General features: G+C 74.8%; 18 protein-coding genes and 1 pseudogene. 16 read left to right on the top strand and 3 right to left on the bottom strand.

Annotated elements, in window-relative coordinates:
• Positions 1-248: 248 nt before the first annotated feature.
• Positions 249-1,724 carry a replicative DNA helicase gene (gene dnaB / locus ABT238_RS36045; protein ID WP_350570416.1) on the top strand — a complete coding sequence of 492 codons (1,476 nt, stop codon included), beginning with the start codon at positions 249-251 and terminating at the stop codon, positions 1,722-1,724.
• A gap of 25 nt (positions 1,725-1,749) precedes the next feature.
• Here the strand turns inward: dnaB and manA are convergent, their stop codons facing one another.
• Positions 1,750-2,946 (bottom strand): mannose-6-phosphate isomerase, class I, encoded by a 1,197-nt coding sequence (manA, locus tag ABT238_RS36040; protein ID WP_350570368.1) that lies wholly within the window; start codon positions 2,944-2,946, stop codon positions 1,750-1,752.
• Between the two features lie 324 nt (positions 2,947-3,270).
• Between manA and ABT238_RS36035 the strand changes: the two genes are divergently transcribed.
• The 11 genes and pseudogenes from ABT238_RS36035 (at position 3,271) to ABT238_RS35980 (ending at position 15,825) form a co-directional block, all read left to right on the top strand.
• Positions 3,271-4,032, top strand: a complete 762-nt coding sequence (locus tag ABT238_RS36035) for a polyprenol monophosphomannose synthase (RefSeq protein ID WP_350570370.1) — start codon at positions 3,271-3,273, stop codon at positions 4,030-4,032.
• A 218-nt stretch (positions 4,033-4,250) separates the two neighbouring features.
• Positions 4,251-5,327, top strand: a complete 1,077-nt coding sequence (locus tag ABT238_RS36030) for an MBL fold metallo-hydrolase (protein ID WP_350805418.1) — start codon at positions 4,251-4,253, stop codon at positions 5,325-5,327.
• A gap of 23 nt (positions 5,328-5,350) precedes the next feature.
• Positions 5,351-6,334 (top strand): annotated as a pseudogene (locus ABT238_RS38870) (NTP transferase domain-containing protein).
• A gap of 5 nt (positions 6,335-6,339) precedes the next feature.
• The gene (locus ABT238_RS36015; protein WP_350570373.1) at positions 6,340-7,530 is read left to right on the top strand and encodes a molybdopterin molybdotransferase MoeA; all 1,191 of its coding nucleotides are present in this window, start codon (positions 6,340-6,342) and stop codon (positions 7,528-7,530) included.
• Positions 7,527-8,597, top strand: coding sequence for a potassium channel family protein (locus ABT238_RS36010; RefSeq protein ID WP_502884365.1), 1,071 nt, complete (start codon positions 7,527-7,529; stop codon positions 8,595-8,597). The genes ABT238_RS36015 and ABT238_RS36010 overlap by 4 nt, the downstream gene beginning before the upstream one ends.
• A 10-nt stretch (positions 8,598-8,607) precedes the next feature.
• Entirely contained in the window at positions 8,608-9,171 is a 564-nt protein-coding gene (locus ABT238_RS36005; protein WP_350805409.1) for a YbaK/EbsC family protein, read from the top strand.
• 52 nt (positions 9,172-9,223) lie between these two features.
• Positions 9,224-10,201 carry an NAD(P)H-quinone oxidoreductase gene (locus ABT238_RS36000; RefSeq protein WP_350570376.1) on the top strand — a complete coding sequence of 326 codons (978 nt, stop codon included), beginning with the start codon at positions 9,224-9,226 and terminating at the stop codon, positions 10,199-10,201.
• A 149-nt stretch (positions 10,202-10,350) separates the two neighbouring features.
• On the top strand, positions 10,351-11,370 hold the full coding sequence (locus ABT238_RS35995) for a hypothetical protein (protein WP_350805400.1): 1,020 nt from the start codon (positions 10,351-10,353) through the stop codon (positions 11,368-11,370).
• A gap of 202 nt (positions 11,371-11,572) precedes the next feature.
• Positions 11,573-12,181 (top strand): bacterial proteasome activator family protein, encoded by a 609-nt coding sequence (locus ABT238_RS35990; RefSeq protein WP_502884366.1) that lies wholly within the window; start codon positions 11,573-11,575, stop codon positions 12,179-12,181.
• Positions 12,182-12,487: 306 nt separating this feature from the next.
• A complete protein-coding gene (locus ABT238_RS35985; protein WP_350570380.1) occupies positions 12,488-13,894 on the top strand; it encodes a protein kinase domain-containing protein in 1,407 nt (468 codons plus the stop codon).
• 110 nt (positions 13,895-14,004) lie between these two features.
• On the top strand, positions 14,005-15,825 hold the full coding sequence (locus ABT238_RS35980; RefSeq protein WP_350570381.1) for a protein kinase domain-containing protein: 1,821 nt from the start codon (positions 14,005-14,007) through the stop codon (positions 15,823-15,825).
• Positions 15,826-15,834: 9 nt separating this feature from the next.
• Here ABT238_RS35980 and ABT238_RS35975 read toward each other — a convergent pair whose 3' ends face one another.
• Together ABT238_RS35975 and ABT238_RS35970 are read right to left on the bottom strand one after the other, a co-directional pair.
• Positions 15,835-16,923, bottom strand: coding sequence for a phosphotransferase (locus ABT238_RS35975; protein ID WP_350570382.1), 1,089 nt, complete (start codon positions 16,921-16,923; stop codon positions 15,835-15,837).
• Positions 16,924-16,984: 61 nt separating this feature from the next.
• A complete protein-coding gene (locus ABT238_RS35970; RefSeq protein WP_350570383.1) occupies positions 16,985-17,647 on the bottom strand; it encodes a response regulator in 663 nt (220 codons plus the stop codon).
• Between the two features lie 379 nt (positions 17,648-18,026).
• On the opposite strand from ABT238_RS35970, the gene pdhA reads away from it, so the two are divergent.
• The 4 genes from pdhA to ABT238_RS35950 all read left to right on the top strand — a co-directional run bounded on the left by pdhA (position 18,027) and on the right by ABT238_RS35950 (position 23,002).
• On the top strand, positions 18,027-19,181 hold the full coding sequence (gene pdhA / locus ABT238_RS35965; protein WP_502884367.1) for a pyruvate dehydrogenase (acetyl-transferring) E1 component subunit alpha: 1,155 nt from the start codon (positions 18,027-18,029) through the stop codon (positions 19,179-19,181).
• Positions 19,181-20,155, top strand: coding sequence for an alpha-ketoacid dehydrogenase subunit beta (locus tag ABT238_RS35960; RefSeq protein WP_502884368.1), 975 nt, complete (start codon positions 19,181-19,183; stop codon positions 20,153-20,155). Before pdhA ends, ABT238_RS35960 begins: the two co-directional genes overlap by 1 nt.
• A gap of 15 nt (positions 20,156-20,170) precedes the next feature.
• Positions 20,171-21,580 (top strand): dihydrolipoamide acetyltransferase family protein, encoded by a 1,410-nt coding sequence (locus ABT238_RS35955; protein ID WP_350805382.1) that lies wholly within the window; start codon positions 20,171-20,173, stop codon positions 21,578-21,580.
• Positions 21,581-21,841: 261 nt separating this feature from the next.
• Positions 21,842-23,002 (top strand): alkaline phosphatase PhoX, encoded by a 1,161-nt coding sequence (locus ABT238_RS35950; protein ID WP_350570388.1) that lies wholly within the window; start codon positions 21,842-21,844, stop codon positions 23,000-23,002.
• The last annotated feature ends 99 nt before the right edge of the window (positions 23,003-23,101 follow it).

The following is a 23,101-nucleotide window of genomic DNA, read 5'->3' as shown; positions in this document are numbered from 1 at the left end:
GGCGTCCGATTTGTCGGTGCGGTGGCGTAGAAAATGCGGTGGCGCGGAGTCGGGTTCCGCACCATCCCAGCCACCGGCAAGGCCCGCTCCAACTCGCACCACTCGCTGATCGGGGAACACGCGTGACCGGCCCCCAGTACGACGACCACGACGCCCCGCCGCCGGAGGACGACTGGCAGGGCGCCGACGACCCCTTCCCGGTCGGCGCCTTCGCCGACGCCCCGTTCCCGGACGGCCCGGGCGACCGGCTGCCGGTCTCGCGCGGCCGCGGCGGCCAGGGCCAGGGCGGCGGCTTCCAGAAGGGCGGCAAGGGCGGCCCGGGCGGGTCCGGCGGCTTCCAGCGGGACGGCGGCAAACGCCGCCAGGGCGAGGACGAGCGCGCCGAGGGCGGCCTGGACGGCTTCGAGCGCGTCCCCCCGCAGGACCTCGCGGCCGAGCAGTCCGTCCTCGGCGGCATGCTGCTCTCCAAGGACGCCATCGCCGACGTCGTCGAGGTGCTCAAGCCGGCCGACTACTACCGGCCCGCGCACGAGCTGATCCACGGCGCGATCCTGGACCTGTACGCGCGCGGCGAGCCGGCCGACCCGATCACCGTGGCCGGCGAGCTGACCAAGCGCGGCGAGCTCCAGCGGGTCGGCGGCCCCGGCTACCTGCACACCCTGGTCAACTCCGTCCCGACCGCCGCCAACGCCGAGTACTACGCGCAGATCGTGCACGAGCGCGCGGTGCTGCGCCGGCTGGTCGAGGCCGGCACCCGGATCGCCGGCATGGGCTACGCCGCCGAGGGCGACGTCGACGAGATCGTCAACGCGGCCCAGGCGGAGATCTACGCCGTCACCGAGCAGCGCACCAACGAGGACTACGCCCCGCTCGCCGACATCATGGAGGGCGCCCTCGACGAGATCGAGTCGATCGGCTCCCGCAACGGCCAGATGTCCGGCGTGCCGACCGGCTTCGCCGACTTCGACGCGCTCACCAACGGGCTCCACCCCGGCCAGATGATCGTCATCGCGGCCCGTCCCGCGATGGGCAAGTCCACCCTGGCGCTGGACTTCGCCCGGGCCTGCTCGATCCACAACAAGCTGCCGAGCGTGATCTTCTCGCTCGAAATGGGCCGCAACGAGATCGCCATGCGCCTGCTCTCCGCCGAGGCCCGGGTGGCGCTGCACCACATGCGCTCCGGCTCCATGACGGACGACGACTGGACCAGGGTGGCCCGCCGGATGCCGGACGTCAGCGAGGCGCCGCTGTTCATCGACGACTCGCCGAACCTGTCGATGATGGAGATCCGCGCCAAGTGCCGCCGGCTCAAGCAGCGCAACGACATCAAGCTGATCGTCATCGACTACCTCCAGCTGATGCAGTCCGGCGGCTCCCGCCGGGCCGAGAACCGCCAGCAGGAGGTCTCCGACATGTCGCGAAACCTGAAGCTGCTGGCCAAGGAGCTGGAGGTGCCGGTGATCGCGCTCTCCCAGCTGAACCGAGGCCCCGAACAGCGCACCGACAAGCGCCCGATGGTCTCCGACCTGCGCGAGTCCGGCTCGATCGAGCAGGACGCCGACATGGTCATCCTGCTGCACCGGGAGGACGCCTACGAGAAGGAGTCCCCGCGCGCGGGCGAGGCCGACCTCATCGTCGCCAAGCACCGTAACGGCCCCACCGCCACCATCACCGTGGCCTTCCAGGGCCACTACTCCCGCTTCGTCGACATGACCCGGGACTGACCCCCGGAGGGTCGGGGCCCCGGCGTCAGAGGGTGACGGTCGCGCGGAAGACGGTGGCGGTGCCGTTCAGGTGGGTGGGGGCGCCGGTGGCGGGGAGGAAGGCGGACTCGCCGCGGGACAGTTCCAGCGCGGTGCCGTCCGCCGCGGTCAGCCGGGCGGTGCCGGCGGTGCAGAGCAGGATCTGCGGGGCCTCGCCGCCGACCGTCCGCTCCCGGCCGTCCAGCGCGAACCGGGAGAGCCGGAACTCGTCGATCGGCACCGGGTACAGCTCCTCGCCGGGCGTCCCGTCGACCGCGACCGGCAGCAGCGGCGTGGGCGCGCAGGCGGCGAACTCGACGACCCGGAGCAGTTCCGGCACGTCGATGTGCTTGGGGGTGAGCCCGGCCCGCAGCACGTTGTCCGAGTTGGCCTGGAGCTCGACGCACAGGCCGTGCAGGTACGCGTGCGGGACGCCGGCGCCCAGGTAGAGCGCCTCGCCGGCGCGCAGCCGGACGTGGTTGAGCAGCAGTCCGGCGATCAGCCCGACGTCGCCCGGGAAGTCCCGGGCGATCCGGGTGTACGGCGCGTACGGACCGTCCGGGTCCTCGGCGGCGGCCTTGCCGAGCGCGTCGGCGGTCTCCCGGACCGCCTCCGCCGCCTCGGGCCCGGACAGGGTGAGCACGGCGGCCAGGGCGCCGCTGAGCGCCTCGGACTCGTCCTCGGCGCCCAGCAGGGCGATCACCGGCTCCAGCGCGGGCACCGCGAGAGCGGCCAGCAGCGCGGCCGCCCCGGCGGGCCGGCGGAAGCCGCAGAGACCGTCGAAGTCGCCGAGCGCGCAGATGAGTTCGGGCTTGTGGTTGGCGTCCCGGTAGTTCCGGTGTGGGGCGTCCAGCGGGATCCCCAGGGCGTTCTCGGCGGCGTACCCGGCGCGGGCCTGTTCGAGCGAGGGGTGGGCCTGGATGGAGATCGGGATGCCCGGGGCGAGGACCTTGAGCAGGAACGGCAGGGAGGGGCCGAAGCGGGCCACCGAGGCGGCGCCCAGCTCGCCCTCCGGGTCGGCGGCGATCAGCTCGTCCAGCCGGCGCGGCCCGTCGCCCCGGTCCGCCCGCGACGGGTCCCCGGGATGGGCGCCCATCCACAGCTCGGCCTGCGGTTCGCCGGTCGGCTCCTGCCCGAGCAGCTCGGGGAGCGCGGTGGCCGAGCCCCAGGCGTACGGGCGGACGGTGTTGACGAGCTTGTCCATGGGCGCGGTCCTGCTCCTTGCTGCAGTGGCTGGTGGGCCTCGCCGCCGTCAGGCGGCTGCGGGCGGGGGCGGACGGGTTCGGGCATCCGGGCAAAGGCCGGGCATCGACCCTAGCCGACCTGCACCTCCGCCGGGGAAACGGCGGGCGCCGGCCGGGAGTGCCGCGCGCGGAAGGTCGGTCCGAGGGCGCGGTAGTAGGATGCCAGGACCCAGTGTTTTCCACGGTGTCGTCCGGGCCGGCGGGGTGCCGGCCGGGACTGTGTCTTCCGATGAGTGCGGGCAATGGTGACCGGCACGTCCCGCCACCGGCCGAGAGGTTAGTACGTGACCGTCAACCAGCAGGGTTTCGCCGATCTCGGCCGGGTGCTGGTGATCATCCCCACCTACAACGAGGCGGAGAACGTCGAGCGCATCGTCGGCCGGGTGCGCGCCGCCGTCCCCGAGGTGCACGTCCTCGTCGCCGACGACAACAGCCCCGACGGCACCGGCGAACTGGCCGACAAGCTGGCCGCCGAGGACCCCCAGGTACACGTCATGCACCGCAAGGGCAAGGAGGGGCTGGGCGCCGCCTACCTGGCCGGCTTCCGCTGGGGCATCGACGAGGGCTACGACGTGCTCGTCGAGATGGACGCCGACGGCTCCCACCGCCCCGAGGAGCTGGGCCGGCTGCTGACCGCGCTGCGCGGCGCCGACCTGGTGCTGGGTTCGCGCTGGGTCCCCGGCGGCCGGGTGGTGAACTGGCCGAAGTCCCGGCTGCTGCTCTCCCGCGGCGGCTCGACCTACTCGCGGCTGATGCTGGGCGTGCCGATCCGGGACGTCACCGGCGGCTACCGGGCGTTCCGCAAGGAGACCCTGCTGGGCCTCGGCATGGACCAGGTCGCCTCGGCCGGTTACTGCTTCCAGGTCGACCTGGCCTGGCGGACCGTGAAGGCCGGCTTCAAGGTCGCCGAGGTGCCGATCACCTTCGTCGAGCGGGAGCTGGGCGCGTCCAAGATGAGCCGGAACATCGTGGTCGAGGCGCTGTGGCGGGTCACCTCCTGGGGCGTCGCCGACCGCGTCGCCAAGCTGACCGGCCGCAAGGGCTGATCCCGGCGGCGACGAGCCGCCGACCGGACATGTGATCGGGAAGGCGCGCCCCCGCCGGGCGCGCCTTCCGCGTTTTCCGCGCGCCGTACTCCCATGCTGTAGGGCGCGGCCACCGCCGCCGTGATGCGCACCACCACCGCTTCACGCACCACCGCCTCACGCACCACCGACGCCGAGCCGGACCGGAACCGGGACCGCCGAACCAGAGGGAGCAGCCAGTGACGTCGTCCCCGTCCGAGGAGAACGCCGGCGCGGACCCGCTCGACGCGGAGAGCGCCGCACCGCCGGTCCGGCCGCTGGAGGTCGACGTCTTCACCGGCCCCGAGTCGGCCTTCTTCGCCACCTCCACGCTGATCCTCGGCGAGCACACGGCGATCCTGGTCGACGCCCAGCTCACCCGCAGCGCCGGCCGCGAGCTGGCCGAGTGGGTGGCGGGCAAGGGCCGCCGGCTGCTCGCCATCGTGATCACCCACCAGCACCCCGACCACTACTTCGGTGCCGAGGAGGTGCTGCGGCTCTTCCCCGACGCGCGGCTGCTGGCCGCGCCGCCGGTCGTCGAGGGCATCCTGCGCACCGCCGCCGCGAAGGTCGCCCAGTGGAAGCCGGTGTTCGGCGACGACATCCCGGACCACCCGCTGGTCCCGGCCCCGCTGCTGCCCCAGCCGCTGATGGTCGACCGGCAGGTGATCCCGGTGCTGCTGCTCGGGCAGGGCGACTGCGGCGGCTCCACGGTGGTGCACGTGCCGAGCATCCGCACCGTGGTGGCCGGCGACTTCGCGTACAACGGCACCCACGTCTGGACCGCCGACACCACGCCGGAGCAGCGCACCGCGTGGGTCCGCAACCTCGGCCGGATCGCCGAGCTCGGCGCGGACCGGGTGATCGCCGGGCACCGGGCACCCGAGCAGGGCGACGACGCGGCCCGGGTGCTGGCGTTCACCGGGGAGTACCTGCAGGACTTCGACCGGCTGCTGGCCGAGCACCCGGACGACCCGGAGGCGCTGGTCGCGGCGGTGAACCGGCGGTACGGGGAGCTGACCCTGCCGGCCGTGCTGGAGCTGAGCGCCGCCGCCAACATCGCCGCCGCCCGCACCGCCGCCGCCCGCACCGCCGCCGACACCGCCGCCGCCGAGCCCGAGGACACCGTCGAGGCCGCCGTCCTCACCCCGGAGCCGGACGACGCCGCTGCCGAGCCGGAGGACACCGCTGCTGAGCCGGACGACACGGCCGAGCCGGACGACACCGTCGAGGCCGCCGTCGTCCCGGAGCCCGAGGAGGGCGGGAAGACCGCCTGAGGTCCGCGGCGGATACTGGCGGCATGACGCCGTACGACGTGATCGTCCCGGCCGGGGGCGCCGCCCGGCGGCTCGGCGGGGCCGACAAGCCCGGTCTGACGGTCGGCGGGGCCACCCTGCTGGACCGGGTGCTCGCCGCCTGCGCGCAGGCCCGGACCACCGTGGTGGTCGGCCCGGTCCGCCCCACCGCCCGGCCCGGGGTCCGGTGGACCCGCGAGAGCCCGCCGGGCGGCGGTCCGGTGGCCGCCGTCGCCGCCGGACTGGCCGAGGTGACCGCCGACCTGGTGCTGCTGTTCGCCGCCGACCTGCCGTTCCTCGACCGGCGGACCGTCCACCGGCTGGTCGACGCCCTCGACGGGGCCGGGCCGCGGACCGCGGCGGCCGTCCTGGTCGACGCCGCCGGCCGCGACCAGCCGCTCGCCGCCGCCTACCGCACCGCCGCCCTGCGCGCCGCGCTGGCCGCCGTCGGGGACCCGGCCGGGCTCCCGCTGCGCAGGCTGACCGGCGCCCTGCCCACCCTCCGGCTGGCCGACACCGACGACGTCACCTACGACTGCGACACCTGGGAGGACCTGGAGCAGGCCCGCGAACGCGACGGCGGCAAGGGCTGATCCCCGCCGGGACCGGCCCGTTCACCGGCCCGCTCACCGGCCCGGCACCCCGGCGTGAGCGAAACGACGCGTGTCGCTCACCGGGCAAACATCCCGGAGAAACCGCCGATCGGGCAGCATGTTCGCATGGAGCGCACGCTGGATGACTGGATCGCCGAGGTCCGTGCCGAGCTGGACATCGACCTGGACGTCGACGTCCGCGGCCTGCTCGACCTGGCCCGGGTGGTCGCGCACGGGGTGGACCGGCCCGCGGCCCCGCTGACCGCCTTCCTGATCGGCTACGCGGCCGCGCAGCGCGGTGGCGGCCCGGAGGCGGTCGCCGAGGCCTCCGGGCACACCGCCGCGCTCGCCGAGCGCTGGGCGGCGGCCAGGGCCGGCGACCCGGGGCAGCCGTGAGCGTGATGGCGGAACCCGTCGCGCCCGCCCCGGCCCGCCCGGCCCGCTGGGCGGCGGCCCGGGAGACCGCCCGCCGGGCCGGCCGCCCCGCGCTGCCCGCGCTGAGCCTGCCGCTGGACGGCGCGCTCGGCCACACCCTCGCCGAGCCGCTCACCGCGCTCACCGACCTGCCGGCCTTCGACACCTCGGCGATGGACGGCTGGGCGGTGGCCGGCCCCGGCCCCTGGCAGGTCGGCGGCCGGCTGCTCGCCGGGCGCCCCGCCGACGGCCCGCTGGCCGACGGCGCCGCCGTCGAGATCGCCACCGGGGCCCAGCTGCCACCCGGTGCCACCGCCGTGCTCCGCCGCGAGCACGGCGAGCCGGGCGGTCCGCTGCTGCGCGAGCGCACCGCCGGCGCGCTGACCACCGGCCAGGACGTCCGGCCGCGCGGCCAGGAGTGCCGGCGCGGCGAGGTGCTGCTGCCGGCCGGCACCCCGGTCGGCCCGGCGGTGCTCGGCCTGGCCGCCGCCTGCGGCCACGACCGGCTGTCCGTGCGCCGCCGCCCGGTGGTGGAGCTGCTGGTGCTCGGCGACGAGCTGCTCGGCTCCGGTCTGCCCCGGGACGGCCTGGTCCGGGACGCGCTCGGCCCGCTGCTGCCGCCGTGGCTGCGCGCGGCCGGCGCCGAGACCGGCGAACCGCGCTCCGTCCGCGACGACCTCGGCCTGCTCCGGGACGCCCTGCGGCACTCCGCCGCGGACGTGGTGGTCACCACCGGCGGGACGGCGGCCGGTCCGGTGGACTTCCTGCACCGGGCGCTGGCCGAGTGCGGCGCCCGGCTGCTGGTGGACGGGGTCGCCGTGCGCCCCGGCCATCCGATGCTGCTCGCCGAACTCCCCGGCGGGCGCCATCTGGTGGGCCTGCCGGGCAATCCGCTGGCCGCCGTCGCCGGAACGGTGACGCTCGCCCTGCCACTGCTGCGGGCGCTGTCCGGCCGCGGCGCCGACGAGCCGGTCCTGGCCGTCGCCGTCGACCCGCTGCCCGGTCACCCGGTGGACACCCGGCTGCTGCCGGTGCGGAGGACCGCCCGCGGCGTGGTGCACCTGCGCCACGACGGTCCGGCGATGCTCCGCGGCCTGGCCCGGGCCGAGGCGCTCGCGGTGGTGCCGCCGGGCGGCGCCGCGGCCGGTGACGAAATCGAACTGCTGGAGGTCCCGTGAGTGTCCGACGCGTCCGGGGACGGTCGGCCGGACCGTCCGTTCCCGGCACCGAGCCCTGGGCCGACGCCGGGATCGTGCTGCCCGCCCGGCGCTCCGCCCCGGCGGTGCGGCAGGTCGGCTCCCGGCTGCTGCTGGCACTCGGCGTCCTGGTGGCCACCACCGTGATCGTCTGGCTGGACCGCGACGGCTACAACGACAACGCCGGCGGCGGGCTGAGCTTCCTGGACTCGGCGTACTACGCCACGGTGACGCTCTCCACCACCGGGTACGGCGACATCACCCCGTTCAGTGACAGCGCCCGGCTCACCAACATCTTCGTGGTCACTCCGCTGCGGGTGGTCTTCCTGATCATCCTGGTCGGCACCACCCTCGAAGTGCTCACCGAACGCACCCGTCAGCAGTGGCGGTTGAACCGCTGGAGGTCCACCGTGCGCGAGCACACCGTCGTGATCGGCTACGGCACCAAGGGCCGCAGCGCCATCGACACCCTGCTCGGGCAGGGGGTGCGCAAGGAGGAGATCGTGGTGGTCGACCCGCAGCGCAAGGCGGTCGACCAGGCCGCCCAGCAGGGCCTGGTCGGCGTGGTCGGCGACGCCACCCGGACCGACACCCTGCTGCGCGCCGGACTGCCCACCGCCGCCCGGGTGGTGGTCGCGCCGGAGCGGGACGACACCGCCGCGCTGATCACCCTGACCGCCCGCCAGCTGACCCGCGCGGCGACCATCGTCGCGGCGGTGCGGGAGGATGAGAACGCCCCGCTGCTGCGGCAGAGCGGCGCCGACGTGGTGGTCACCAGCTCCAGTTCGGCGGGCCGGCTGCTGGGCATGTCGATGCTCAGCCCGCACGCCGGCGCGGTGATGGAGGACCTGCTCACCTACGGCAACGGCCTGGACGTGGTCGAGCGCCCGGTCACCCGGGCCGAGGCCGGGCACGACCCGCGCGAACTCGACGACCTGGTGGTGGCGGTGGTGCGCGGCCGGCGGGTGATCAACTACACCGAGGCGGAGGCGCGGACGCTGCAGCTCACCGACCGGGTGATCGTCATCAAGTCGGCCGAGGGGGCGTAGGGTTCCCGCCATGACCGGTCAACCGCAGCTCCCGTTCGGCACGTTCGACTTCTCCGCCCCCGCGCTGGAGGTGGTGGACCGGCTGGCCGCCCCGGTGGCCGACGCGCTGAAGAACTGGGACGACCGGGAGGCCGCCCGGTCCGTGCTGTACGTCGGGACCGATCCGGAGAAGGCCGACACCGCCGTCTTCTGCGAGACCTACGGCGTGCCGCTCGACGCCTCGGCGAACTGCGTGGTGGTCGCCGCCAAGCGCGGCGGGGAGACCACCCTGGCCGCCTGCCTGGCGCTGGCGACCACCCGGGTCGACGTCAACCGGACGGTCCGCAAGCACCTGGAGGCCCGCAAGGCCTCGTTCGCGCCGATGGACACCGCCGTCGAGGCGACCGGCATGGAGTACGGCGGCATCACCCCGATCGGCCTGCCGGCCGACTGGCCGCTGCTGGTCGACGCGGCGGTGGCGGCGGCCCCGTTCGTCCTGGTGGGCAGCGGGCGGCGGCGCGGCAAGCTGATCCTGCCGGGCGCGGCGGTGGCCGCGCTGCCCGGCGCCGTGCCGCTCGACGACCTGGCCGGCTGACGGCGCGGGTCGCCCGCCCGCCGGGCCGCCGGCGCGCAGTAGCGTCGGGCCCATGCATGCGATGACGATTCCTGAACCCGGCGGGCCCGAGGCACTGGTCTGGGCGGAGGTGCCGGACCCGGTGCCCGGGGAGGGCGAGGTCCTGGTCGAGGTGGCGGCCACCGCCGTCAACCGCGCCGACCTGCTCCAGCGGCAGGGTTTCTACGACCCGCCGCCCGGCAGCCCCCGCTACCCGGGCCTGGAGTGCGCGGGCCGGATCGCCGCGCTCGGCCCCGGGGTGTCCGGCTGGGCGGTCGGCGACGAGGTCTGCGCGCTGCTGGTGGGCGGCGGCTACGCGCAGCGGGTCGCGGTGCCGGTCGGCCAGCTGCTGCCGGTGCCGGACGGGCTGACCCTGGAGCAGGCCGCCGCGCTGCCCGAGGTGGTCTGCACGGTGTGGTCCAACGTCTTCCTGACCGCGCACCTGCGGCCGGGCGAGACGGTGCTGGTGCACGGCGGTGCCAGCGGCATCGGGACGATGGCGATCCAGCTGGCCAAGGCGGTCGGCGCCCGGGTGGCGGTGACGGCGGGCGGGCCGGAGAAGCTGGCCCGCTGCGCGGAGCTGGGGGCCGACGTGCTGATCGACTACCGCGCGCAGGACTTCGTCGAGGTGCTCCGGGAGGCCACCGGCGGCGCCGGGGCGGACGTGGTCCTCGACATCATGGGCGCCAAGTACCTGCAGCGGAACGTGGACGCGCTGGCCGTCAACGGGCGGCTGGTGATCATCGGGCTGCAGGGCGGGGTGAACGGCGAGCTGAACCTCAACACGCTGCTGCGCAAGCGCGGCGCGGTGATCGCGACCAATCTGCGCGGGCGGCCGCTGGCCGAGAAGGCGGCGATCGTGGCGGCGGTGCGCGAGCACGTCTGGCCGCTGGTCGCCTCCGGGGTGGTGAAGCCGGTGGTCGACCGGGTGCTGCCGCTGACCGAGGCCGCCGAGGCGCACCGGGTCCTGGAGGCCGGCGGGCAGGTCGGCAAGGTGGTGCTGCGGGCGTGACGGCCCCGCCCGGAGCCGGCGGGGGCCTGCCTTCCGCCGGTCCGGGCCGTCCGACATGCCCGGAATGCCGGGCTGTGTGAGTCTGGACGGGAGCTGTCCCGCCGCCGACCCCGCCCCGCGCGGTCGGCCGTCGCGGAAGGACCTCGACCGTGCCCGCACCTTCGTCCGCGTTCCTCGGGCCGCTGCCCGCAGCACCACTGCCGTCCCCGTCCCGGCGGTTCCCCGGGTGCGTCCGGGGCCGGGCGGGTATCCGCCCGGTCACCCGTCTCCTGGGCGGCCGCCGCGCCGAGCGGCGTGCCCGGCGGCTGCTGGTGGCGGCCGTGCTCGGCCTCGCCGTGCCGCTGGCCCTCGGCCCGGCGGCGGTGGCCGTGCCGACCGGTCCGACCGGGGCCACCGGCGTCGTGCCGGTCCCGGTGGTCTCCCCGGGACCGACGGCCGGGCCGTCCGCCCCGCCGTCCCCGGCGTCCCCGGCGTCCCCGGCGTCCCCGGCGTCCCCGCCGTCCCCGCCGTCCCCGGCGGCCCCGTCCGCGCCGTCCGTCGCCTCGTCCCCGACCGTGACCGGGACTGCGGCGGCGTCCGCGACGGCGGCCCCGGCCCCGGCCTCCCCGGCGGCGTCCGCCGTCCCGGAGCCGTTTGCCACGGAGCCGGTCGTCCCGGAGCCCGCCGTGCCGGAGCCCGCCGCCGGGGAGTCCTCGGCGCCGGCGGCGGCGCCCGAGGCCGCCGAGAAGTCCGTGACCGCCCCCGCGACCGCCGTGGTGTCGGCCGGGACGCCCGGGTGGCAGCGGACCGGGCACCTGCGCCCCGGCCTCCCCCGGGCCGAGTGGGAGCAGCGCCGGCTGCGGCACCACCCCGCCTCGGCGCCGGAACGCACCGGGCGCGGCCCCGGGCACGCCGCCGGGCAGACCCCGGAGCAGCCCGTCGAGAGCGCGCCGGACCCCGCCGCGGCCCCCTCGGGGACGGCCGGCGCCGAGGCCCCGGCCGAGCCCTCCGACGGCGCCGGGAGCGCGACGCTGGCGCTCGGCCCCGGGGCGCAGACCGTGGTGGCCGGCCCGGTGGTGCTGCCCACCCGGTGGGACGACGCCTCCACCCGCCAGTTCCCGCTCGGCGCCGGGCTCGGTCTGATCGGCTGCGGGCTGGGCCTGATCGGCCTGCGGTTGCGGCGCGGCTGACCGCGCGCCGCCACCCGGAGCGTCCCGCCGCCCGGAGCGCCCTGCCGGCGGGAGCGCCCCGGGCCGCACGAAGCCGAGCCCCGGTACCCGGGCGGACTGAGTATCCGTACGGATACCGGCCCGCGTGCCCGGGGCGTAGCGTCGTTGCCCGGGTGGCCGGGGGCCTCCACTCCGGCAACCCCAGTGAGGGAGAATGTGGTTCATGACGAATCCGATGAACGAGCGCTCGTCGCACGAGTTCCACCAGGCCATGGGCGGGCAGTCGCAGGACGGCCAGAAGGTGCTGATCGTCGGACCGGACGGGCTGCCGGTGGGCCAGGGGATGGTCGGCATGGCCGGGGACGACGAGGGGGACGGCCCGCGTGAACTGCCGGTGACCGAGATGGTCGAGCAGCCGGCCAAGGTCATGCGGATCGGCAGCATGATCAAGCAGCTGCTGGAGGAGGTCCGGGCGGCTCCCCTCGACGAGGCCAGCCGGGCCCGGCTGAAGGACATCCACGCCAGCTCGATCAAGGAGCTGGAGCTCGGCCTGGCGCCCGAGCTGGTCGCCGAGCTGGAGCGGCTTTCGCTGCCGTTCACCGAGGACTCGATCCCGACCGAGGCGGAGCTGCGGATCGCCCAGGCGCAGCTGGTGGGCTGGCTGGAGGGCCTGTTCCACGGCATCCAGACCGCGCTGTTCGCCCAGCAGATGGCGGCCCGGGCGCAGCTGGAGCAGATGCGGCGGGCGCTGCCGCCGGGCCTGCACGGCGCGGAGCCGGAGGGCGACGAGCCGGGCGAGGGCCGCGGCATCCGTTCCGGCCCGTACCTGTAAGGCCGTACCTACCCGTAGGCCGTACCCGTACCGCCACGGCCCCGCCGGGCCGCGGGGCCCCGGGCACGGCACGGCGTCCCGGGGCCGTACGCGCGACCGGCCGGTACCCGGTCGCGACCCGGACACAGTGTCGGCCCTGGGCCGGTCGGTGTCGGCGCGAGCCGATACCCTGAGCCCCTGTCGCAGGCCGGGCGAGCACCGCGACAGGGGTCGGGCGGGCCAGCGGGCCGGGCCCGGACAACGCACGGACGAGACCGAACGTCACGGTCGCGGCGGCAGGGCCGCGCCGAGGGGGAGCAGAGGACCATGAGCGAGCACGGCAACGCGGCGGTCGAGGGCTACTCCCTGGGCAACGGGCGGTACGTGCTGCAGCGGGTGCTGGGCGAGGGCGGCATGGCCTCGGTCCACCTCGCGTACGACAGCGTGCTGGACCGCCAGGTCGCGCTGAAGAGCATGCACGCCGAGCTGGGCCGGGACGACTCGTTCAAGGAGCGGTTCCGCCGCGAGGCGCAGGCGGTGGCCCGGCTGGAGCACCCCAACATCGTCACGGTGTACGACAGCGGCGAGGACATCGCCCCGGACGGCTCCAGCACCCCGTACATCGTCATGCAGCTGGTCGACGGCAAGGGCCTGCGGGACGCCATCAACGAGGCGGTCGCCCAGCAGGGCGCGATCGCGGTCGAGGAGGCGCTGCAGGTCACCATCGGCGTGCTGAACGCGCTGGAGGCCTCGCACGACATGGGCCTGGTGCACCGCGACATCAAGCCCGGCAACGTCATGTTCGACCGCAAGGGCAACGTCAAGGTCATGGACTTCGGCATCGCCCGCGCGCTGGAGAGCGGGGTCACCTCGATGACCCAGACCGGCATGGTGGTCGGCACCCCGCAGTACCTCTCGCCCGAGCAGGCGCTCGGCAAGCCGGTGGACGCCCGCTCCGACCTGTACTCGGTCGGCGTGATGCTCTTCGAGATGCTCACCGGCCAGCTGGTCTTCGACGGCGACTCGGCCTTCTCGATCGCGTACAAGCACGTCCAGGAGGAGCCGCCGGCGCCGTCCACGCTCAACCCGCGGCTCAGCCCGGCGGTCGACGAGTTCGTGGCCAGGGCGCTGCGCAAGGACCCGGCGCACCGCTTCCCGAGCGCGGCGGCGATGCGCGAGGAGGCGGAGCGGCTGATGGACGCGGGCAAGGGCGGCGGCAGCCCGCTGGCGGCCAGCAACCCGCTGGTGATCACCGACGGGCCGCGCTCGGTGCACGCGGCGCCGCAGGCCCCGCGGACGCCGACGCCGTTCCCGCAGCCGCAGCCGTTCCAGACCCCGTCGCCGGCGTTCCAGCAGCCGCAGACCCCGCAGCCGTTCGCCGCGCCGCAGCCGTACCAGACGCCTCCGCCGGCGTTCCAGCAGCCGCACACCCCGCAGCCGCAGTTCCTCCACCAGCAGGGGGCTCCGCAGGCCCACACCCCGCCGCCGCACCCGATGCCGGCGCCGCCGTTCCAGCCGGCCCCGGCGTCGAACAGCGGCGGCTGCTCGACCGCGCTGGTGATCATCGGCATCATCGTCGGCGTGATCGTGCTGGCGGTCATCATCATCGCGATCGTGGTCAACCGGGCCGAGCGGGATTCGGGCTCCGGCTCGAGTTCCGGCTCGCGGGTCTCGGGGCCGACCGCCACCGTGCTGCGCCTGGACGGTCCGGCCGACCGGAATGGCCTGCTCTGACGCGTTCCGTCCGGATCGCGCGTGCTACAGGCGTCGGCCGGAGGCGGTAGCGTTCGGGGATACGAGCGACAGGGCACCGCGATCCGAGCGAAGGCCCGGGGCGAGGAGCGATGGCACAGACGCAGCATCCGGACGACGACGACGGGGCCTGGGCGACCGGTCCGGCCGGCGGGGCCCCGAGGACGCCCGAGCCCGGTAGCGACGCCGCCACGACCGCGCTCCCGCCGTACGGCGGCCCGCAGACGCCGGGCCGGGGCACCGCCGCCCCGCTGGGCACCGTCGGCGACGGCCGCTACCGGCTGACCCACCGGCTGGGCCGGGGCGGCATGGCCGAGGTGCTGGCCGCCCAGGACGTCCGGCTCGGCCGGACGGTCGCGGTGAAGCTGCTCCGCGGTGAGCTGGCGCAGGACGAGATCGCCCGCCTGCGCTTCACCAGGGAGGCGCACGCCGTCGCGGCGCTCAACCACCACGCGATCGTCTCGGTGTACGACACCGGCGAGGAGTACGTCGGCGAGGAGTCGACGCCGTACATCGTGATGGAGCTGGTGGAGGGCAAGACCGTCCGCGAGCTGCTGGTGGACGAGACGGCGCCGCCGGTCGACCAGGCGCTGATCATCATCGCCGGGGTGCTGGAGGCGCTGTCCTACAGCCACCGGCACGGCATCGTGCACCGCGACATCAAGCCGGCCAACGTGATCATCACGACCAACGGCGCGGTCAAGGTGATGGACTTCGGCATCGCCCGGGCACTGACCGGCACGGCCTCGACGATGACCCAGACCGGCATGGTCATGGGCACCCCGCAGTACCTCTCGCCGGAGCAGGCGCTCGGCAAGCCGGTCGACCACCGCTCCGACCTGTACGCGGCCGGCTGCATGCTGTACGAACTGCTGACGCTGCGCCCGCCGTTCACCGGCGACACCCCGCTGTCGGTGGTCTACCAGCACGTCCAGGACCAGCCGGTGCCGCCCTCGCAGGCCAATCCGCGGGTGCCGGCCGGGCTGGACCCGCTGGTGCTGCGCTCGCTGGCCAAGAACCCGGACGACCGCTTCCAGGACGCCGACGAGTTCCGCGCCCACATCGAGCACGCGCTGCGCGAGCTGACCGGCGGCACCGGCGGCTGGGCCATCGGCGCCGCGGCCGGGGTCGGCGGGGCGTACGGGGGCAGCGGCGCGCTGCCGGCGGTCGGCACGGACGAGACGGCGGTGCTCGGGGCCGGTGTCCCGGGCGACCCGACGGCGGTGTTGCCGTACGGGGGGCCGGGCGGCCCGCGCACGCCGTCCGCGCCCTACCCGGCGGTCGGCGGGTCGTACGGCGGCGACGGCGACTCCGGCGGCGGCCACGGCGGCGGTGCCCGGCGCGGGCCGTGGCGCCTGGTGGCCGGCATCGCGGCGGTGGTGGTCGCGGCCGGCGTCGGCATCGGCATGGCGCTCAGCGGCAACGACGACGGCACGGACGGGAAGCCGGGCGGTACCAGCCCGTCCGCCGGGGTGGTGTCGACGGCCCCCGAGGCCACCACGCCCAGCTCCGGTTCGACGGCGACCCAGAGCCCGCAGACCGGCCAGAACACCCGGCGCCCGCAGCAGCCGACCGACAACGGGAACAACAACAACGGCGGCGGCAACCAGAGCCAGCAGCCGAGCCAGCAGACCGGCAAGCACAACACCCCGAGCCCGACGGCCACGCCGACGATGTCCGGCAGCAAGTCGGCCACGCCGTCCGCGCCGGCGACCGGGACCGGTACCGCCCCGTCGACCGGCACCCCGACCACGGGGACGGGCGGCGGAGCGACGACGCCCCCGGCCACGGCGCCGGCGACCAACCCGCCCCCGGCGGGCGGGGGCGGCGGCACGACGCCGCCGGCGGCGGGCGGGGGCGGAGCCACCACGAAGCCGACGCAGCCGGCGGCCGGCGGTACACCGACGCCCTGACCCGCCGGGTCAGTTGGCGAAGGCGTCCAGGACCTGCTCGTACTCCTGGCACCACCACGCCAACTGGCCCGCCGAGGCGGGGTAGAGCGGGTCGGCCCGGTGGTCGGCCCGCTGGTAGCGCCACTGGAGCATCCAGAAGTCGTTCAGCCGCTCCCACCAGACCCGGTGCGCCGCGGCGGCCAGGTGCTCGGCGGTGGCGGCGCCGGTGGCCCGGTAGGACTGCGACCAGTGCCGGACCCGGACGAGGTCCAGCACCCCGGTGACGCGGTCGTTGAAGAGCAGGGTGGCCGCGCGGACGGCCTCCTCGGCGCGCGGCTGCGGTCCGAGCTTGTCCCAGTCCAGGACGGCCGTGATCCGCCCGTCCCGGTGCAGCAGGTTGAGCCCGTGGAAGTCGCCGTGGGTCCAGCCGGTGGGCGGGGCGGCCTGCGGGAGGGGTCGGCGGTGGGCATGCTCGGCGAGCAGCTCCAGCCGTTCGGTCAGCCGGCGCTCGACCAGGGCGTCCAGCTCGCCGTGCGGCTGGTGCTCGCGGGCCCGGCTGCGCAGCTCGCGGGCGAGCGCGGAGCTGTCCAGCGGGTCGGCGCTGCGGTAGCCGGAGGGTTGTGCGACGGGAGCGCAGACCTCGTCGAGTGCGCCGTGCAGCCGGCCGAGCAGCGCGCCCAGCCCGGCACACTGCGGCAGCGCCAGCTCGGTGCCGTGCCGGTGCCGGCCGTCCACCCAGGGGAAGAGCGCGAACAGCCGGCCGCCGAACGCGGCGATCGTCGAGGTCCGTCCGGAGAGGGCCAGCGGGGGAGCGACGGGCAGGTCCAGGGCGGCCAGCGCGCCCATCGCGCGGTGGTGGGCGGCGACGGCCTCCCGGCCGGCGGTCGCGGCGTCGACGTAGCACTTCAGGAAGTACTCGCCGGCTTCGGTGGCGACCCGGTAGCCGCGGTTCAGCAGGCCTTCGGCGACGGGTTCGGCGGTGAGCAGGCGGCCCACCCGGTAGCGGCGCAGGACCTCGGCGAGCGCGGCGTGCGGGACGGGCGGGCTGAGGGTTCCTATCGGGGGAGCGGCGAGGTCGGGGCGGGCTGGTGCGAGGGCGAGGGTCTGGCTGAAAGTCACAGCCAGAGGTTAGGACCTCTCGGCGGGGGTCCTTGACAGGTCGTCAATTGTGTGCATCGGCCTATCCGTGCTGGTGGTCCGCCTGGTGCCGGGCCACGAAGGCGGCCGCCTGCGTCCGCCGCTCCATTCCCATCTTCGCGAGCAGACTGGAGACGTAGTTCTTCACCGTCTTTTCGGCGAGGTGCAGCTCGTTGCCGATCTGACGATTGGTCATCCCTTCGCCGATCAGGTCCAGGATGCGGCGCTCCTGCTTGGTGAGCTGGGCGAGCCGTTCGTCCTCCTTCTCGCCGCCGTCCCGCAGCCGGGCCAGCACCCGGCTGGTGGCGACCGGGTCGAGCAGCGAGCGGCCGGCCGCGACGTCCCGGACGGCGGTGATCAGGTCGGTGCCGCGGATCGCCTTCAGCACGTAGCCCGAGGCACCGGCCATGATCGAGTCGAACAGCGCCTCGTCGTCCGAGAACGAGGTCAGCATCAGGCACTTGATCTCCGGCAGCCGGGAGCGGATCTCCCGACAGACCTCGACCCCGTTGCCGTCCGGCAGCCGGACGTCCAGGACGGCGACGTCGGGGTGGACGGCGGGGATCCGGGTCAGCGCCTCGGCGGCGGTGCCGGCCTCGCCGACCACGTCGATGTCGTCCTCGACCGAGAGGAGTTCGTGAACGCCCCTGCGGACCACTTCGTGGTCGTCGAGAAGGAATACCCTGATTTGTCCCTTATCAGTCACGCGCAAAGCCTCCCATATCACCCTACGAAAGACCTCTTGCCCGCACCGGACCGGGGTCGCTATCCGGCCAGAGCGGTCGAAACCGATGCCGGTAACCCCCTTACGCCGGAGCCTTCGCCCGGATAACGTGCGCAGGTGTCCTGAAGGCGACCGAATTGAGAGCTGCGCCACACGTGCGTTTGTAGAGCCCGAACAAGTAGGACGTCCTAGCGCAGACGCGCGAGGGGCGGACGCTGGGTAACGTTCTCGTGAGGGCGCCGTCGGAAAAGGAGCACCACCTGCCCCGCGGATGGGAGCGCACACCCACGCGCGCCCCGCGAGGCGGTGACCGGACCGGTCACCGGCGACCCCGGGCGGCCGGACAGACCGAGGAGTGAACGTGACCGTCAAAAGCACGGCGAGGGCCCGCAAGAAGGCGGCCCCCGGCGTCCCTGGCACCCTCCGCGCCAAGGGTAAGGACGCCCAGCCGGAGCTCGTACAGCTGCTCACCCCGGAAGGCGAGCGGGTCGAGCACCCGGACTTCCCGCTCACCGTGGAGCCGGACGAGCTTCGGGCCCTCTACCGTGACCTGGTGCTGGTGCGCCGGTTCGACGCGGAGGCGACCTCCCTGCAGCGCCAGGGCGAGCTGGGCCTGTGGGCCTCGCTGCTCGGCCAGGAGGCGGCCCAGGTCGGCTCCGGCCGCGCGCTGCGTCCCGGCGACTACGCCTTCCCGACCTACCGCGAGCACGGCGTCGCCTGGTGCCGCGACGTCGACCCGCTGAACCTGCTCGGCATGTTCCGCGGCGTGAACCACGGCGGCTGGGACCCGAACGAGAAGAACTTCCACCTCTACACCATCGTGATCGGCGCGCAGGCCCTGCACGCCACCGGCTACGCGATGGGCATCACCAAGGACGGCGCCGACGACGCGGTGATCGCGTACTTCGGCGACGGCGCCTCCAGCCAGGGCGACGTCAACGAGGCCTTCACCTTCGCCTCGGTCTACAACGCGCCGGTGGTGTTCTTCTGCCAGAACAACCAGTGGGCGATCTCCGAGCCCACCACCACCCAGACCCGGATCCCGCTGTACCGCCGCGCCTCCGGCTTCGGCTTCCCGGGCGTGCGGGTCGACGGCAACGACGTGCTGGCCTGCCTCGCGGTGACCCGCTGGGCCCTGGAGCACGCCCGCAGCGGCAACGGCCCGGTGCTGATCGAGGCGTTCACCTACCGGATGGGCGCGCACACCACCTCCGACGACCCGACCCGCTACCGGCTCGCCGAGGAGACCGAGGCCTGGAAGGCCAAGGACCCGATCGCCCGGCTCCGCGCCCTCCTGGAGAAGGAAGGCCTGGCCGACGAGGCGTTCTTCGCCTCGATCGACGCCGAGAGCGAGCAGCTCGGGCTGCGGGTGCGCGAGGGCGTGCGCGGCATGCCGGACCCGGACCCCACCCTGATCTTCGACCACGTCTACGCCGAGCCGCACGCGCTGGTCGATGAGGAACGGGCCGGGTACGTCGAGTACGCGGCCTCCTTCGAGGCGGGGGAGAACCTCTGATGGCCGGTCAGCTCAGCATCGCCAAGGCGCTCAACGACGCGCTGCGCAAGTCGCTGGAGAGCGACCCGAAGACCGTCCTGATGGGCGAGGACATCGGCAAGCTCGGCGGCGTCTTCCGGATCACCGACGGCCTGCAGAAGGACTTCGGCGAGGACCGGGTGATCGACACCCCGCTCGCCGAGTCCGGCATCGTCGGCACCGCGATCGGCCTCGCGCTGCGCGGCTACCGCCCGGTCGTGGAGATCCAGTTCGACGGCTTCGTCTACCCGGCCTTCGACCAGATCGTCTCCCAGCTGGCCAAGATGCACGCCCGGGCGCTCGGCCACGTCAAGCTCCCGGTCACCATCCGCATCCCCTACGCGGGTGGCATCGGAGCCGTCGAGCACCACAGCGAGTCGCACGAGGCGTACTTCGCGCACACCGCGGGTCTGCGGGTGGTCAGCCCGTCCAGCGCGCACGACGCGCACTGGATGCTGCGCCAGGCCATCGCGTCGGACGACCCGGTGATCTTCCTGGAGCCCAAGCGCCGCTACTGGGACAAGGGCGAGGTCGGCGCCGCCGCCGACCTGGGCCTGCACGACGCGCGGATCGTGCGCCCCGGCGCCGACGCCACGCTGATCGCCTACGGCCCGATGGTCAAGGTCTGCCTGGAGGCCGCCGCGGCCGCCGAGGAGGACGGCCGCCGGCTGGAGGTCGTCGACCTGCGCTCGCTCACCCCGGTCGACTTCGCCGCCCTGGAGGGGTCGGTCAAGCGGACCGGGCGCGCCATCGTGGTGCACGAGGCACCGGTGTTCCTGGGCATGGGCGCCGAGCTGGCCGCCCGGCTCACCGAGCGCTGCTTCTACCACCTGGAGGCGCCGGTCCTTCGGGTCGGCGGCTACTACGCGCCGTACCCGCCGTCCCGGGTCGAGGAGGCCTTCCTCCCCGACCTGGACCGCGTGCTCGACGCCGTCGACCGCGCCTTCGCGTACTGATCCCGGGGAGCGCTGATGACCACCGAAGTTCGCTCGCTCCGCGAGTTCAAGATGCCCGATGTGGGCGAGGGCCTCACCGAGGCCGAGATCCTCAGCTGGTACGTCAAGCCCGGTGACACCGTCACCGACGGCCAGGTCGTCTGCGAGGTGGAGACCGCCAAGGCCGCCGTGGAGCTGCCGATCCCGTTCACCGGGGTCGTCGAGCAGCTGTTCTTCGCGGAGGGCGCGACGGTCGACGTCGGCACCGTGATCATCTCGGTCGCGGTGGCCGGCGAGGCGCCGGCGCCCGCGGCCCCGGCCGCCGCCCCGGCGCCCGCCGCCGCCGCTGCCGCGGAGGCCGCCGAGCCCGAGCGGCGCGAGGTGCTGGTCGGCTACGGTCCGCGGACCGGCGGCAGCCAGCGCCGGGCCCGCCGCACCACCGCCGCCGCGCCGGCGCCCGTCGCCGTCCCGGCCGCGGCGCCCGCTCCGGCTCCGGCCCCCGCACCGGTCGCGGCCCCGGCCGTCGCGGTGACCGGTGACCGGCCGCTGGCCAAGCCGCCGGTGCGCAAGCTGGCCAAGGACCTCGGGATCGACCTGCGGGCCGTCACCCCGACCGGCCCGGACGGCGTGATCACCCGCGAGGACCTGCACGCCCACGCGGCGGCCGTCGCCGTCCCGGCTCCGGCCCCGGTGGTCGAGCAGGCCGCCGAGCCGGCCGCCGCCCCGGTGGCCGTCCCCGGCGCGGGCGACGTCCGGGTGCCGATCAAGGGCGTCCGCAAGGCGACCGCGCAGGCGATGGTGGCCTCGGCCTTCACCGCCCCGCACGTCACCGAGTTCGTCCAGGTCGACGTCACCCGGACGATGAAGTTCGTCCGCCGCCTCAAGGAGAGCGGCGAGCTGGGCCGGGACGTCCGGGTCAGCCCGCTGCTGCTGGTCGCCAAGGCGCTGCTCACCGCGATCAAGCGCAACCCGGAGATCAACGCCCAGTGGGACGAGGCGGCCCAGGAGATCGTCATCAAGGGCCAGGTGAACCTCGGCATCGCCGCGGCCACCCCGCGCGGCCTGATCGTCCCCAACATCAAGGACGCGGGCGCGAAGACCCTCTCCGGCCTGGCGGTCTCGCTCGGTGAGCTGATCGACACCGCGCGCCAGGGGAAGACGGCGCCCGGCGACATGCAGGGCGGCACGGTCACGATCACCAACGTCGGCGTCTTCGGCGTCGACAGCGGCACCCCGATCCTCAACCCCGGCGAGGCGGCCATCCTCGCCTTCGGGGCGGTCCGGGAGCTGCCGTGGGTGCACAAGGGCAAGGTCGTCCCGCGTCAGGTCACCACGCTGGCCCTGTCCTTCGACCACCGGCTGGTCGACGGCGAGCTGGGTTCCAAGGTGCTGGCCGACATCGCGGGCATCCTGGAGCACCCGAAGCGGCTGATCACCTGGGGCTGATCCCCGGCCGGTCCGACGCGCGCACGGGGCCCGCCCCGCCGGTACGTCCGGCGGGGCGGGCCCTGCCGTGTCCACGCCCCCTCTTCCGGTGACCCTGCGTGGCCGCATCGTCGGTGAACGGTGAACAGCGCTGTTCCCGGGGGACGGGCGAGCCGTTCACCGCTCGTTGCCGGTACGGCCACCCCCGCTCCCTAGCCTTCGGGCGCGCGTCCCCGCCGTCCGACCGGACGGCGGACCATACGCTTCCCCCCGGGAGTCAGCATGGAACGACGTACCTTCCTGCGCGGCGCCGTCGCCGGTGCCTCGGCCGCGGCCTTCGTCGGCACCCTGACGCACGGCGCCGCCTACGCGGCCCCGGCGCAGAACGGGCCCGGCCCGTACGGGGCGCTCGGCGCCGCCGACGCCAACGGCATCCAGCTCCCCTCCGGCTTCACCAGCCGGGTCGTCGCCCGCTCCGGCCAGGCGGTCACGGGCACCTCGTACGCCTGGCACAGCGCGCCCGACGGCGGTGCCTGTTTCGCCGACGGGGCGGGCTGGATCTACGTCTCGAACTCGGAGATCAATCCCTCCGGCGGTGCGAGCGCCCTGCGGTTCAACTCCTCGGGCACGGTCACCGGCGCGTACCGGATCCTGTCCGGCACCCGGCAGAACTGCGCGGGCGGTGCCACCCCGTGGAACACCTGGCTGTCCTGCGAGGAGGTCAGCCTCGGCTACGTCCACGAGACCGACCCGTTCGGCGTGAACGCCGCCGTCCGCCGTGACGCGCTGGGCAGGTTCAAGCACGAGGCGGCCGCCGCCGACCCGGTCCGCCGGGTGGTCTACCTGACCGAGGACGAGACCGACGGCTGCTTCTACCGGTTCGTCCCGGCCACCTGGGGCAACCTGTCCGCCGGCACCCTGCAGGTCCTCAAGGCCGGCACCGCCACCTCCGGCACCTTCACCTGGGCCACCGTTCCCGACCCCGACGGCGCCCCGACCACCACCCGCAACCAGGTCAGCGGCGCGAAGCGCTTCAACGGCGGCGAGGGCTGCCACTACGCCAACGACACGGTCTGGTTCACCACCAAGGGCGACAACCGGGTCTGGCAGGTCAACCTGGCCGCCGGCACCTACGAGCTGGCCTACGACGACTCGCTGGTCAGCCCCGGCACCGCGCCGCTGACCGGTGTGGACAACGTCACCGGCTCCACCTTCGGCGACCTGTACGTCGCCGAGGACGGCGGCAACATGGAGATCTGCGTCATCACGCCGGACGACGTCGTCGCGCCCTTCCTGCGGATCACCGGCCAGTCCTCCTCGGAGATCACCGGTCCGGCGTTCTCCCCCGACGGCACCCGCCTCTACTTCTCCAGCCAGCGCGGCACCAGCGGCAGCTCCTCCGGCGGCATCACCTACGAGGTCACCGGTCCGTTCCGCCGCTGACCGGCGGGAAGGAGGCCCGGCCCGCGCAAGGCCAGGTGTAGCAGGTCGGGCCGTCGAAGGCCTGGTAGCGGCCGAAGGTCGGCGACTCCTTCTCCCAGG

Origin of the sequence: Kitasatospora sp. NPDC001527, from assembly GCF_040298605.1 — a bacterium.
Taxonomy (GTDB): Bacteria; Actinomycetota; Actinomycetes; order Streptomycetales; family Streptomycetaceae; genus Kitasatospora.
This window is presented reverse-complemented; position numbering and strand designations above follow the sequence as displayed.